Source organism: Bacteriovorax stolpii (genome assembly GCF_002872415.1).
In the GTDB taxonomy this organism is placed as follows: Bacteria; Bdellovibrionota; Bacteriovoracia; order Bacteriovoracales; family Bacteriovoracaceae; genus Bacteriovorax; species Bacteriovorax stolpii.
This window is the reverse complement of record NZ_CP025704.1, coordinates 3554410-3568594: the sequence shown is the minus strand read 5'-3', so window position 1 is coordinate 3568594 and position 14185 is coordinate 3554410. Positions and strand designations below refer to the sequence as shown.

The 14185-nt window shown below is 38.4% G+C and carries 14 protein-coding genes; 8 read left to right on the top strand and 6 right to left on the bottom strand.

The genetic code is table 11. The features are described from left to right. The first annotated feature begins 1 nt into the window (after position 1). Positions 2–1270: a glycosyltransferase family protein gene (locus C0V70_RS17640; RefSeq protein WP_102245183.1), complete on the top strand. Its 1269-nt coding sequence runs from the start codon at positions 2–4 to the stop codon at positions 1268–1270. Between the two features lie 4 nt (positions 1271–1274). Beyond that, positions 1275–2297, top strand: a complete 1023-nt coding sequence (locus C0V70_RS17635) for a hypothetical protein (protein ID WP_133566664.1) — start codon at positions 1275–1277, stop codon at positions 2295–2297. Here the strand turns inward: C0V70_RS17635 and C0V70_RS17630 are convergent, their stop codons facing one another. Then, positions 2298–2921 carry a class I SAM-dependent methyltransferase gene (locus tag C0V70_RS17630; RefSeq protein ID WP_102245181.1) on the bottom strand — a complete coding sequence of 208 codons (624 nt, stop codon included), beginning with the start codon at positions 2919–2921 and terminating at the stop codon, positions 2298–2300. Positions 2922–3004: 83 nt separating this feature from the next. On the opposite strand from C0V70_RS17630, the gene C0V70_RS17625 reads away from it, so the two are divergent. From C0V70_RS17625 to C0V70_RS17615, 3 genes are read left to right on the top strand one after another with little or no spacing between them, the layout of a single operon-like run. Next, on the top strand, positions 3005–3991 hold the full coding sequence (locus C0V70_RS17625; RefSeq protein ID WP_102245180.1) for a glycosyltransferase: 987 nt from the start codon (positions 3005–3007) through the stop codon (positions 3989–3991). Then, complete coding sequence (locus tag C0V70_RS17620; RefSeq protein WP_102245179.1) at positions 3988–5130, top strand: glycosyltransferase family 2 protein; 1143 nt, start codon at positions 3988–3990, stop codon at positions 5128–5130. The genes C0V70_RS17625 and C0V70_RS17620 overlap by 4 nt, the downstream gene beginning before the upstream one ends. Beyond that, positions 5130–6482: an ArnT family glycosyltransferase gene (locus tag C0V70_RS17615; RefSeq protein WP_102245178.1), complete on the top strand. Its 1353-nt coding sequence runs from the start codon at positions 5130–5132 to the stop codon at positions 6480–6482. The genes C0V70_RS17620 and C0V70_RS17615 overlap by 1 nt, the downstream gene beginning before the upstream one ends. On the opposite strand, the gene C0V70_RS17610 is transcribed toward C0V70_RS17615, so the two are convergent. After that, complete coding sequence (locus tag C0V70_RS17610) at positions 6477–7892, bottom strand: NAD(P)/FAD-dependent oxidoreductase (RefSeq protein WP_102245177.1); 1416 nt, start codon at positions 7890–7892, stop codon at positions 6477–6479. The genes C0V70_RS17615 and C0V70_RS17610 overlap by 6 nt on opposite strands. Positions 7893–7984: 92 nt before the next feature. Between C0V70_RS17610 and C0V70_RS17605 the strand changes: the two genes are divergently transcribed. After that, positions 7985–9373, top strand: a complete 1389-nt coding sequence (locus C0V70_RS17605; RefSeq protein ID WP_102245176.1) for a twitch domain-containing radical SAM protein — start codon at positions 7985–7987, stop codon at positions 9371–9373. On the opposite strand, the gene C0V70_RS17600 is transcribed toward C0V70_RS17605, so the two are convergent. After that, positions 9370–10533, bottom strand: coding sequence for a glycosyltransferase family 2 protein (locus C0V70_RS17600; protein ID WP_102245175.1), 1164 nt, complete (start codon positions 10531–10533; stop codon positions 9370–9372). The two genes, C0V70_RS17605 and C0V70_RS17600, sit on opposite strands and share 4 nt — an antisense overlap. Positions 10534–10598: 65 nt before the next feature. Here C0V70_RS17600 and C0V70_RS17595 point away from each other — a divergent pair, with 65 nt between their 5' ends. Next, a complete protein-coding gene (locus C0V70_RS17595; RefSeq protein ID WP_102245174.1) occupies positions 10599–11366 on the top strand; it encodes an aspartyl/asparaginyl beta-hydroxylase domain-containing protein in 768 nt (255 codons plus the stop codon). A 3-nt stretch (positions 11367–11369) separates the two neighbouring features. Continuing rightward, entirely contained in the window at positions 11370–11996 is a 627-nt protein-coding gene (locus C0V70_RS17590) for a hypothetical protein (RefSeq protein ID WP_102245173.1), read from the top strand. On the opposite strand, the gene C0V70_RS17585 is transcribed toward C0V70_RS17590, so the two are convergent. The 3 genes from C0V70_RS17585 to C0V70_RS17575 are packed head-to-tail and all read right to left on the bottom strand — an operon-like array spanning position 11993 to position 13894. Continuing rightward, a complete protein-coding gene (locus C0V70_RS17585; RefSeq protein ID WP_102245172.1) occupies positions 11993–12568 on the bottom strand; it encodes a hypothetical protein in 576 nt (191 codons plus the stop codon). The genes C0V70_RS17590 and C0V70_RS17585 overlap by 4 nt on opposite strands. Next, the gene (locus C0V70_RS17580) at positions 12537–13307 is read right to left on the bottom strand and encodes a hypothetical protein (protein ID WP_133566666.1); all 771 of its coding nucleotides are present in this window, start codon (positions 13305–13307) and stop codon (positions 12537–12539) included. Before C0V70_RS17580 ends, C0V70_RS17585 begins: the two co-directional genes overlap by 32 nt. An 11-nt stretch (positions 13308–13318) precedes the next feature. Continuing rightward, the gene (locus C0V70_RS17575) at positions 13319–13894 is read right to left on the bottom strand and encodes a ferritin-like domain-containing protein (protein WP_102245170.1); all 576 of its coding nucleotides are present in this window, start codon (positions 13892–13894) and stop codon (positions 13319–13321) included. Positions 13895–14185 lie beyond the last annotated feature (291 nt).

Sequence of the window (14185 nt, the reverse complement as noted above, 5' to 3'; positions counted from 1 at the left end):
AATGGTTGGTCTTTTATCGATGAAAAAAAACATTATCTTTCTCATTTTATTTTCAATCGTAGTGCATGTGTACTTTATTGCGAAATATCCTTTAATTGTCGACGAGCTCAATATTTGGAATAGCTTTGTTTCTAAGGGAGGTTTTTTCGAATATTGGAAACACTTTATTAAGTATGATACACACCAGCCTCTCTTTTATTTGTTCTGGTATTCAATTTTTAAGTCAGGCTTTTCAGAGTTTGGATTAAGGTTGCCATCGCTGTTCTTTTTTTTCTCTTCAGCTTATTATTGGGAAAAATTGTTTCCATGGACTAAGAATGAGAGCCTTGTCCCTTGGGGAATGTTCCTATTTTCTCCATTTGTTCTTATGTATTCATCATTCTTTCTCCCTTACTCTCTACTGATTTTTGCTTCTATCTTTAATTTTTATGCGCTTGTTAATTTAGAAAAGGAAAGCACCCGGAAATCCCAAATAATATTCTTTATTTCATGCCTTTTTTTGATTTTTACTCATTATTATGGAGCGCTACAGGCTTTACTGACTGCGAGTTACTTAGTTTACTGTCAAAAGAGTTGGAGACTTAAGTTTGTCTTTGCTTTTTCAACTTTGGTGCTCGGACTCATATTAATGCTTGGGAGTGACTTTTTAAATGACTTTAATGCGATTCATAATTATCGAAAAGTGCCAACTCTCTTTAATGTGGTTGGTGCCGTCAATCTGCTTCTTGGAGGACGTTATCTCTCAATCTTGCTGCTTATTTTAATTCTGTATAAGAGAAAATGGATGCTTTTTAAAAGTAGAGAGTTTCTTTTTATTTTAACAGTTATAGCCATTGCTTATGGAAAATCAAAATGGATTTCTCCCTCTTTTGAAGCTCGTTACCTCCTTATTTTAATTTATCCTCTTTATTTTCTATTGAAAGGATTGGAGATACGTTTTATTTCATTAATTATTACCATGGTCAGTTTATTTTCTCTCTACCAACTCCAAGGAACCTTCGGCGCTTCTTTCGTCACCAAATACGAAAAAGTCCCTCGCACCAATGAAGGCGTAGGTCTATTCATCACCCCATGCCCAAAATTCTACTTCCCAAGTAGCAACTACCTCTGCAAAGACTACTATCAAAACTACGAACAAATGACCGCCGGAGCAAATCAGTTTATCGTTCACAAAGACCACTATTTTTTCTTCAAACGCCTGGTTCGCAATTCAGAGTGCGAAAGAATGCAAGAGCCTGGCTTGTATAGCTGTAGATTGCAGGTAAAATAGGTCTATGATGCTAAAGTCGCTCATTTTTTCTATTTTCATTTCAATGAATGCCATGGCCGAAAAGCCTTCCTACATTCATCGGATGGTTACAACCCTTCCCAATGGAAGACAATTTAAAGATGAAGCCAGAGTTTTTATTGGGCCTAAATTCAATTTCTATGAGTATAAAAGATTAAAGCTCAATATTGGCTGGGTGTATTCAATTAGTTCGCGCATTCAGCACATTAAAGAAGAGGTCAATGGTCCAGGCCGTATTGATGTTTTTTACAACATTAATGAATATGGTCAGCGTGTGATTCCACCACCAAAAGAACTGCGAAAAAAACATCTTATCATTGCAGGTGATTCAAATACTTTTGGTATCGGTAACAAAGATGAAGACACTGTTACTTTTCAAATGGGACAAGCTCATCCTGAGTACGAGACTTACAATTACGGACATGGTGGTGGGGCTCCGAATAATACATTGGCCTTGATGGAAAATTATCCGTGGGAAAAAACCATCAGACAGCCTGAAGGCATGATGATTTATATCTTTTACCCTCAATGGATGACAGTCAGAGTGATGGGGACGAAGGAGTTTATTAAGTGGGATGGTGGATTGAGCCCATGGTATGAGCTCGATTCAAATGACCAAGTAAAACGAAAAGGATACTTCAATAAGAGATGGTTATCTAAAGTTCTGCGATTTATTGATTCTATTGATAGATTTCATTGGATAGGAGACTTGCCTAAGGTTGGGGCAAGTGACTTCAAATTAATTTCTAAAATCTTTCTTAAAATGAAAGAAGAGTATATGAAGAAATTTCCTAAGGGGCGTTTCGTCGTCGCAATCAGCGATTATAATTTGATGAGGCCGATATGGTCTAAAGACTTAATGAAATACCTGGCTGAAGATAAGATAGAGTTTGTTGAAATTCATAAAGGATTAATGGATGTTAAAAAATTTCATTTACCTGATTATCACTTCAATGCTCTAGGCAACAAACAAGTTGTAAATGAATTATCCAAGGCGATTAAGTTTTAATTATTTTCTTCCAATCACCATAAAGCGGTCATAAAGAGAAAAGGCCTTTGTCCCCGTATAATAAATTTCAGATAATCCTAAAAGCTTTTCCAATTCTTCGCTAGAGTTCACGCAATTGACATGTCCAGAAATCTTGTGACCATTATTGTTTTGGGCCACGACAAAAGTTCCTTTCGGAAGATTATCTGACCAGGCCTTCAAATTTAAAATATGCTCTGTAGATGTATTCACCACGCACTGATAGCTGCGATAGTCTAGGTCAAACATATCCATGGTGAAGGCCTTACCTCTATCCAGGTCCAATGTTAGGCGCGCGATGGTCGTGGCATTCGGATCAATATCGACAGTGTCAGCAGTGATGCGTTTGTCCGATTCATTGAGGGCGCGGGCCAGGATACCAATCCAACCACCAACAACAATGGTTTTAAGATTATCAAGGTGTGGGTTGTTTTTAAATATTTGCTTAAATTCGCTAAGAAGCCACATCTTACTTTCAAGCTGGCCTTTAGATAAAACGTCTCTGATTTCTTCTTTTTTAATAAGCTCAAAACACTGTGGATCATACAGTGCATTTGTGAAGTGAATGATGGCCGACATCATTGGGGCCAGGGGCTCTTTTTCCATGCTAGTCATTTTGACACTCAAAGCTGTTATGGTAAAGTATCTAGGAACTATCATTCAATTTGTAATGTCATTTGGCAAGGTTCATGAGTCTTTCAATATCGGTGATTATTCCTGCTTACAACGCTGAGAAAACGCTCGGAGAGTGTTTAAAGTCAGTGGCCTCAGCAATTGGGGAAATGGATGAAATTATTGTTGTCGATGATTGCTCGAATGATTCAACTGTCTCTATTGCTCAATCCTTTAGGTGCCACCTGGTTAGATTGAGTGAGAATCAAGGCGCAGCCAATGCTCGCAACGAAGGAGCGGGATCGGCCAAAAATGACCTTTATCTTTTTGTCGATTCAGATGTTTTGATTACAAAAGACAATGTGGAAAACATCAGAAAATATTTTGAGAAATTCAGAAGCTGTCATACGGTCACACTTAATGTGAATCCAAGTGCAGGCCATGATAATTTTTTCAGCGAATATAAAAATCTTTATATGAACCATATTATCAGCATGGGACACGATGATGTGAACTATGTGTATGGTTCTTGTTGTGCAACCAGAGCAAGCGGCTATATTCCATGGCCAACTTATTTACGCTTAACTGAAGACTCTCTTTGGGGGTATTTACAAAAGACTCAAGGGCACAGCATTCATTGCTTGAAACATGTAAATGTGACTCATTTAAAAAACTATTCATTTTATACGCTTGTAAAAAATGATTTTCTTATCTCATCTTATTTCGCCAGAGCTTTCTGGGGATTTAAAAGATGGAACACTCTCTACACTCGGGAAAATTTTGGACATACTTCTAAAACTCAAATTGCCAGTGTGCTTTTAGCTGTAGCTATGACTTTGATGTTTTTTATTATGCCGGAAATAACTCCCTTTTTACTGGTTGCCTGGTTTCTTTTAAATAAGGACTTATTTTTTTCACAAAAAGAGAAAAAAGGGACGTGGTTTTTTATTCAATCTGTCGCCTGGACTTTTTTTGATCACTTGATTTATTTCTGCGGTATCTTTCATGGAAGCTTGCTTTCAACCGGAGAAAAAGAAAAAGTGTTTGAGAGAGAATTGACATGAAATTTATTAGTGTCATCGTTCCGGCCTACAATGCCCAAAAAACTATTCATAAATGTCTTTCATCACTGATTAATGCTGATTACGATAAAAATTCATACGAGATTATTGTCGTTGATAATAACTCAACAGATAAGACTGCAGAAATCATTAAGTCTTTTCCTGAAGTGACTTATGTTAAAGAAACGATTCAGGGAAGAAGTTATGCTCGAAACACTGGGGCAAAGATGGCGAGAGGAGAACTTCTCGCTTTTATCGATTCAGATGTCTTCATCGAAGCTGGATGGCTAAAACACCTGGCAGCTGGTTTTAATAAAGACTATATTGGTGGAGGACAAGGAAGAATCATTCCTTGCGATCAAGACGGCCAGCTTTCTTTAAACCGCTTTCGTATTCGCCAACAAACAGAATCGACAAGTGGGACAAATATTATTCTTCGTTTGATGTATATTGAAAGTCCAATGGTAAATTCAGCGACATGTATGTACCGTAAAGAGGCTTTTCATTTCGTAGGTGGCTTTGATGTTCTTTTAGAAAGGCATGAAGACATTGATCTTTCAAAACGAGTCAGTCTTGCTGGTTATGACTTAACAGCACAGACTCAGGCCGTTGCCCATGTCGAATATCATGGGGAAGGATGGGGTTCGTATTTTATGCGCTCTCTGTCAGAAGGTTACACAAAACAGAGTTACAATAAAAAATGGCAGCAGTATTTTACCACTCTAAATCACAATGAGGCTCCTGAAGGGCCAGTAAAAAAGCCACTTATTCCGGATTCTATCCGTTTAAACTATTACCTGGTCAAAGATGAAATTGTTTTCAACGTCATTCGTTCACTTATTAAATGGGACAGTTATTACTTTCTAAAGGCGATTAATTCAACTTTTAAAGCGACAGGAAGAGCTCTAGGGATTATAAAAAACGACTATAGGGGACGCTTCGAGCCTCGCTATCAGGAAAATGTCCTGAATAAATCTATTATCTTTCAAAATAACCAGAAAATTAATCTGGATACGAATTTGCGCTTTATTAATCAAGACAATGAAATCCTCTATGTGATGAACATCGAGAAAAATGATTTTTTAAAGTTTAACAATTTTAAAGCACTAAACGGAATCTTAGACCAGAGAACGATTCAGTAATGAACGAAAAAAAAGCAGAATTTAATATTCTTTGGATTTTATTGATGGGGACCCTCGTCCTTCATGTTTATATCTTCAACAAAATTCCCCTGCAGTATGATGAACTCCTGATGTATGACATCATCTCGCAGTTTCCCTATAAGCTTTTAACTGAATTGCTTTTAACTTTTGAAATCCAGATGCCTCTTCCATATTATCTAGCTAAAAAGCTTTTTGAAATGTTTGGAGACAATTCAGGAATTCTTCGTTTACCTTCACTTCTTTTTACTATGGGCTTGAGTTTTTTTTACTATAAACTGGCGCGCCTGAGTTTTAATCGCAACAATGCTTTAAAAGCAGTTTGTTTAATGATGCTGGCACATCCGTTACTGCTTTTTTCTGGCTCAATGAGACCTTATGCTACGATGGTTTTTTTTCAGGTTGTCGTGCTTTATAACTTTAAAAAAGACCCTGTTCCTTGTTTTGATCGCAGTTCGTTGGAAATTGTTAAGACATCTTTAGCTCTTTTACTTCTTGCCCTCTCACATCCACTAGGGGTCGTGTTTTCTTTTGTTTTTCTAGGGCATCATCTCTTTTCTTCACGTGAGCACCGCAAATATTTTTACCGCTACATTGGGATTTTTTTAGTCGCTCTGGCCCTCTACGTAGAATACCGTTTTAAAGGCGTGATGCTGATCTTAAATAGTGGAAGAAACTTACTAAGCATTGTTGATTACTTAAGGAAATTATCATTCATTTTTTCAGGAGGGGTATTTTCTCTTTGGATCTTGATCTTGAGTGGGACTTATCTCTATAAAAAGAAGAACTTTAAAGGCCTTGACCGTGACTATGTCCAAATCTTCTTTTGGACGGCTGGAATAGGAGCTTTCCTTCTTCTCTTTTTCCCGGAATATGCTTACCCAAGACACTTGCTTTTGACCCTGCCTTTGATTCCGTTAATGATTATTTCGATGCTCGACGATGCTTTTGACGAGATGAATATTCAAAATGTCTTTTTTGGTCTGGCCATGGTCATTTTGATTTATAAAAGTTTTATCAAGGAAGACATTCAACACAGGCCTTATGAAATTGATTCACAAGGTGTGGCTCTTAAGTCGCAGGACTTATCGAAAGAAAAACTGAGTATTATCAATTGTGGCAATTGTCTTTCGTATTACATTAAATCAAACAAACTTCAATGCATGAACAGCTTTAACCGCAAAGGTCTAGTGGCCACTGAGGACATTGTTTTTGTCGATTTTGATTACAGTAGAGCAAAGTGCAAGGTTCGATTTGTGAGTGATTTTTACGATGTGGCAGAGTCTTATCCATATAAAGGTGCCACTGTGTATAAAATGAAACCTAAGCTATAGCTTAATCTCTTCAATATACTCAGCATCCTGGTTCACTTTCCATGGATTAAATTTCTTATGTCCCAGCCTAATATTCTCACTGGCAAGCATAGCCGTTTTAATTGAATGGTCTTGGTTGTTATAGCGATGAAGCCCACTTCTTCCAATCGGATGAAGATTGCTAAATTGATTTAAGTATTCTTGCACTTGAATCAGTCTTTCTTTGTATGAAAGATCGTAAATCGGGTAGGCGTAAGGAGATTTTATCACTTTGTAATCAAGCTCTTCCTGTGAGTATTTTAATCCCAGGATATCAAGTTCCTTTTTAGCTAACTCAAAAAGCTCTTCGTTGGTTAATTTCCAGAAGTCGTCGTCGCGTTGGCAAAAGTACTCAAGTCCATAACAAACGCAGTCTAGCCCAGGAGTCATGGCTGCAGACCAGTTGCCGTAGTTTTGAATGCGGCCGACTTTTACTCGTGGATCATGAATGTAAATCCAGTTATCAGGAAAGTGGTTTCTTCCACGGAACATGATGGCAACTGTGACAAAGCTCCTATAAGAAAAGCTTTCAACAGCTTTTAAAATATTGTCCGGTGGTTGAGGATTAATTCCTTTAATGAGTTCGCGAAGAGGAGCCGTCGAAATAATATCATTTGCAAGAGGGCTTTCTTCACCATTAGAAAGAGAAACTTTCCATTGAGCATTGATCTGATGAATCGAGTTTACTTTGGCACCCATCACAATAGTGCCACCTAGCGCTTCAACTTCATCGCGAACTTTTTCCCAGAGCATTCCTGGACCTAGTTTGGGGTAATCAAATTCTTCAATTAAACTTTTGATATCATTATTTTTAATTCTCAAAAGTTGCATAAGAGTTTTTTTGATTAGGGCGGTAATGTTCAGGTTGTTGATTCGCTGGACGGCCCAGTCTGAAGAAATTTTTGAACATTCCATTCCCCAGACTTTTTCCGTATAGGATTGAAAGAAGGCCTGGTAGAGCTTTTGCCCAAAGTTTGAAATAATCCAGTTTTCAAAATTATCTTTTCTCTTACGAGGAAACATTTTGACTTTAAAAAAGGAAAGTATAAACCCTGCAGTTTCCAGAGGATTGAGTTTGAAAATCAATTCAGCTGGATTAAGCGGGTAGGAAAGAAATGTTTTTTTGTAGAAGATGCGTGAGGTTCTTTTTCTTCTTAAGAGATCATCCTGAAGAATTTTTTCCCAGAAATCACTGACAACTTTCTCTTTGGTAAAAAAACGGTGCCCACCAATATCAAAGCGGTAACCATTGTGAAGAACTGTGCGAGAGAGGCCTCCGACATATTCTTTGTCAGATTCATAGACGATAACGTCATGTCCTTCTCGGGCGAGAAGTAACGCGCTCGTAAGCCCAGCTGGCCCGGCCCCTATGATAATGACGGTTTTTTTCATTGAGTTATACTATAATAATCACGTCCATTGCGCTACTTCGCCTTTTACTATTTTCGTTGAACTGACCCTCTTTCTCAGATACGATTATGCCCATGTTCAATGATCCATCTTCCATTGAAGAAGCCGTCCAAAAACTCAATGCAGTTTCGCCATCTTTTTGCATGGCCAAATGGATGCATTCGACGATTCATTTAAATCTTGGAAGAACTCATAGTTGTCACTTGCCGCATCACCATGTGATTCCTTTAAAAGAAATCAAAAAGAATCCATCGGCCCTGCATAATACGTCTTATAAAAAAGATTTGCGCAAAATGATGCTAAAAGGGAAAAGACCAAGCGAATGCCAGACATGTTGGGATATTGAAGACCTCCCGGAAAAACGTTACAGCGATCGCCATTTTCGAGGCCAGGATTCATGGATCAAGCCTTTTTATGAAGAAGTTACTTCTTCAAAGTGGGATAAAGATATCAATCCGTCTTACTTGGAAGTGAGTTTCAGTTCGACTTGTAATTTTAAATGCAGCTATTGTGGCCCGACTTATTCGACGGCCTGGATTCAGGAAATTGAAGAGAAGGGTGGGTATAAACTTTCCAACTTCACGGATCACCAATCCCTTTTTTGGCTTAAGGCCCAAGGTCTAATGCCGATTACTGATGAAGTGAATCCTTATGTTGATGCTTTCTGGAAATGGTGGCCGACATTAAAAAAGCAATTGATGTTTTTCAGACTGACAGGTGGAGAGCCACTTTTAATCCCCGATACATTTAAGCTTTTAAGCCTGATTGATGAAGAACCTCTTCCACATTTGGAGCTTTCAGTAAATTCGAATTTAGGTGTGCCGGAAAAGCAGTTTGATAAATTCATGACTCTGACGAAGAGTATTGTTGAAAATAAAAAAGTGAAGCATTTCATGATGCACACAAGCCTTGATACTTACGGCTCTCACGCCGAATACATCAGGCATGGATTGGATTTTAAGCGTTTTGAAGGCTATGTAGAGCGCTATTTAACAGAGCTTCCAACTTCATCTATTTCTTTCACCTGCACATTTAATGCTCTTAGTGTCGTGGGATTTATCCCATTTCTTGAATGGGTTATTTCTCTTCGCAAGCGTTTTGCAAGTGTAGGAAGACAAATCTATATTGATCTTCCACATTTAAAATACCCTATGTTTATGTCGTGTGCGGCCCTGACCCCTGACTACCAGGAGCATATGAAAAAAATCATCGCTTTCATGGAAGAAAGAGAAGACAACCGTTTCGGGATAAAGCCTGCTGAAACGCTAAAAATGAGACGCATTTTAGACTGGATGGAATCAAAACAGCCTCAGAATAAAAAAGACGAGCAAGAGCTTTATAAGCATCAAAGAGACTTCTATTCTTTCTTTAGTGAGCACGACAAAAGACGTGGAACGGATTTCTTAAAAACTTTCCCCGAAATGAAAGACTTCTACGAACACTGCCGTAAGCTTGCGGACTAAATTTCCTTTTTAAATAATCTTTCGAAACGACTTACAGCGCGGTCATAAGGCACACGAAGCCCAATTGTATTAAAGGGGATCAATGTCCAAAGAGCGCAGACAAAAACTGTCACCAGGGGCGGAACTGCTTTCCAGAAAATAAAATTTGGGATCTTCCACCATACATTGGCCTTAGTCCAGTGATGAAACTCCTTAAACTTTAAGGATGGAAAGGCCTTCTGGTGAAAAGGTGTTGCATCTGGATTGGGTATGTAGAGGATCTTATCTGAGTCGACTTGAAAAAAAGTTTTAAGCATAGAAGTGAAAACGACTTTTAGAGAAAGCGGTCCATTGTGCTCTTTTTTTCCATGCCTGTAGCCGACATGAAAAAAGAATTCATAAAGAGCTAAGTGGCAAAGCGCAGAGTAATAAAGAATTTTAGAATGTTGATAACGTGAAAGAATATCTTGAGAGCTATTTGTGTCCACGCTCCAAAATGACTTTGGAACTATATCTTCATGAAAAGATCGTCCCATTCCTTGCCTTAAAGCTTTTTTTGCTAACGAAAAAGCATTGAGATGAGTGTCGTGTTCAATGTTTAAGCTTTCTAAGAAAAGAAAATCATGCCCGCTGATATGCAGGCGTAAATTGAGTTCAGTTTCAGATCCGCCAAAAATAATTCCTTCGTTGAAATGGAAAGGAATATGGATGGAGTCCAGATGGTAAAGTGTATTACCACCTAGAAGATAAGTGCTTTTTTTATTCATCCAGGCAGTACTGATCTGATGATAAATTTCATCAACCAAACCGGCCTTTTTGCTTAATAGATAACTTCCACCAATGGCGGCCATGGATTTATGTTTTTTTGAAAGGGTCAGAAGATGCTGAAGATGTTTTGGATTTTTTAAGAGAACATCATCGTCGAGAAAATAGATATTTTTTGACTGGGCCTTTTGCACTCCCAGGTTTCTGGCTGCATTAACACCGATTTTCCCAGTGAAATACACACTTGTTGGAACTTTATGGGCCTTTAGTTTTTTCTCTAAAACCTGATCTTTTAAATTACTCACAACAATGACTTCTATCACTGTAGCGCCCAGATCCTGCTCTCTGATAGAATCCAGGAGAAGCAGCACATTTTCGTGGCGGTTATGAGTAGGGATGACTAGAGACAAATCCATAGGGACAGGATAACCTTGATTCTACTTTGTAGTCATGTTAATTTAGACCCTGCAGGGCAGTAAGAATGGTTGAAACAAAAACACGCAAAGAACTTCCAAACTTTGGTTATATTGCCAATGTAAAATTTCCTATTGAGGAGATTTTAAAACTTTGCGAAAGTCTCGATCTTTTAAATTTCGACAACTACAACGACATCAAAGTTAGTTCAAATTCCAAACAATCTCTTTTTGTGCGAGTGAATGCTTTTAACAAAAACTCTTTTTTTAAAGAAGAAGAGGCAGCTGAACTTGAAGGTGAAAAGTACCGCCAAATTTACCTGACTGAGCTCGACCCAAAATACCTGGATCAGCCACTGGATTTAAGTTCAAATAATTCGCGCATGGCCAGGCAAAGACGCCTTGACCCTGGTAGTGAAAACTATAACCCGGTTGCTGATGAACTTAATTACAATACGAGAAACAAATTAGTCACAGGACTTTTTGAAACGATCCTGGATTCATTTTCAGATAAAATCACTCGCGTGCGACTGGCGTATTTGTCGCCAAATTTTTCGATTAAACCTCATGTGGACTACGATCCAAGTTATATTACGAGACTGCATTTACCAATTATCACCAATCCGAATTGCCACATGCACGTTTTTCGCAATAACGTAGAGTACCGCGCTCATTACCCGGCCGATGGACGTCTTTACTTTTTAAATGCTGGTCTTAAGCACTTTGCCAGCAATAACTCAAACGAAGGCCGTTTGCACTTAATTATTGATATGCACGGACAAAACAGCCTGAAGGATTTAGTTGAACTTGAATGCGTTGAAGTTAGTAAGGAATAGATTATGTTAAGTCAGCTTTTTACATTGTACGGTGATGTGATTCCATTGAAGTTTACTCCGATGGAAGCGAACTTAACTGATCTTTTAAAACCTTTTGATAATGATTGGAAACAATACAATTCTAAAAAACCGCATATCAAGCGTATGGGTTTAAGTATTACAAGTCTCGATGGTCTTTTGACGGGACATCCTGATTTAGATTCAGTGAAAGAGTACAATGAGATTCATGGACTAAAACTGGATGAACCGGACTTCAATAAAAAAACAGCTGTCGTGAATGCCAGTCCATCGCTTGTTAACATCACTTCAAAGTTTGCGAGCCTTGGCAGAAGTCACTTTATTAAGTTTGGTGCAGGTGGATTTTTCCCTTACCACCGTGATGGAAATTTCAGACTACCAGCTAAAAGTTTCAGAGTCTTTGCACTGGTTAAGGGCTCTAACAAATCGGACTTTGTGTGGCTTCAAGAGGACAAGAGACTCGAGTTGATTGAAAGAAAATGGTATGCCATTAATACTTTTAAAGAGCACAGCGTGTTTTCATTTTCAGATGATACGATGATTGCCGTTCTCAATATTCCCGTGTGCGAAGAAAACATCAATGTAATCATTGACCACATGGATATTTCTTAAAACGAATAAGCTAAAACAAATTGCTCTGTATGATTGATGGTCTGAAGGCCTAAGGATTTAAAGTTCTTGATTTCTTCATAAACCATTAGCGAAATCCTGTCAGTCTTGCGGGGAAGAATTCTCGTGTAGTAATTCAAGAGATGCTCGTTGTATGGATTAAAGGTAATGATGGTCGATTTGTATCCATTATCTTTACTAAGTTTAATATGCAAAGGAAGGATAAAGGCATTGCCGTAAGGATAAAGAGAAGGGATGCCAAAAAAACGACTCAAGCAGATTGTTTCGTCATCATCGTGCTTTCTAAGTCCCGCCGCCGCCAGGAATTTCCCATCCATTTCGACCACTGTAAAACCCAGTTCAAAACCTTGCCCCTTAAGCATCTGACCTAGTGACCACGATGTCTCATTGTCAAAGAGGTAATTAGCTTCAGCGTCTTTTTTCCCTTTGGTTTCCCAATAGGCCTCGGCTTCAGTTTTTATCTGCTCATAACATAAAGTGGTGTCGAAGTAGTGGGTGAGCGTGAACTCGTGCCCGTCTTCGCTAAACTTTTGGACAATAGAGTCTTTGAACATAAATATTGTCGTCTAAGTTGATTGGCTTTTTAAATTTGCATCCATCCCAGACAAAAAAGAAGTAAAGATCGTCGTCTTTAATACTTGTTTTAAAAACCTGGTGAATGAATTTGCTTTTGAAATAAATTTTAGTGATAGAGTTTTCCGGAGAATCAAAAACTTTAAAAGAGTCAGAGAAAAAATCAAAGACCGATGTGCTTTCTTTAGTTCCTGCAATTCTTACTGCGTAAGAGACAGAGTAAATATCATCAGCGTGGTCTTTATCCTGCACGTGAAAGTGAGGTGGCTCCCATCCGGTTCTATGTAGAACCATAGTTGAGTCTTCAGTGTTGTATTCAACTTCAGATTCAACTTCGCTTCTGATGAAGCGGTAGAGTTCATTTAATTTTTCAAGTACGCCAGCACTCAGCATTGATGAGGCCAGTTCGAAATTACAAAACCCCATGCGATACTGCCCGCTGAAAACGCGAGGACGGATTTGAATTCTTCCAGCATGGAAATTGATAGGGTATAGGTTAAACCCCCCAATGCGCCTTTTATGTTCTGTGATTAATTCCTGAGCATGAGCATCCATAAGTGCATAAGCAGCACTGTAGAAAGCTTTATTTTCAGGATGGTTGTAATCGAGTTCATCCAGTGACCTGAACGACGTTGTTTTTTTCTCGAGTTCAGTTACTTTTAAATTCTCAGCAATGAGACCGCCCTCTGAAAGGGCCTTCGTTAAATGGGTCTTGACCATCTTTTCGGTGATCAAGCCTTTGCTCCATCGTAGTAGAAGTTCCAGAAATCTTCGGAAGCAAAGACAATTGAACCAAATTTTTCCGGAAGGTATTTGCTAAAAAGAAATTGATCGATCTTGACGATTGAATCGGCAAAAACACTATTTGCATCTTCCTGGCCGATTTGATCAGAGTTGATGTCAAAATGATTTTGTTCATCGATACAAATATCATTAGCGACTTTTTTATAATCGCGGTCTGTTCCTACTCGGCGGTATGTGCGGTAAATCCATACTGCTCTTCTTTCGGTCATGTCATGCACTTGAGCTGCTTCAATTAGTGATTTCGTTTTACCTAAATCAATAAACATTCCATATAGCTTAGCCTGCATGGAGAAAGCTAAATCTTTTATAATAATTGAGTTTTTGCTTTTAAGAGCATGAAGTAGCATATTGGCATGACGGATTTCATCTTGAAGCTGAACTTCTCTTTCAGGAGACCATGCTGCTGGATAAAGATTTTTTAAACGCAATAAATCGTTTACGGCCCAAAGCTCGGAAAGATAGGCGGAGTTGATTAAAGCATCGTCTTTATTTTTATGGATCATGCAATTTTCTCGCAGGTTTTATAGGGGAATTGTTCCGTAATTTGCTAAATTTTGCAATGAAATTAAGGGAAATTGGCCTTGCTAGCCTCCCTTTACTGCCTTCGGTCAAAAGAGTGAATGGCCATTTCATTGATCTAAATCAGCGAAGGCGATTTAACTGAAGATTTCACGAAGTTTTGTATCTTTTCACCGTGGTTTGAGTATTAACCCTTTTCAAGTGAAAATTTTTTATGACCTCATATAACAGAAGAGATTTTATTTTCATGGCCGGAACATGGCTAGTAGCCTCTA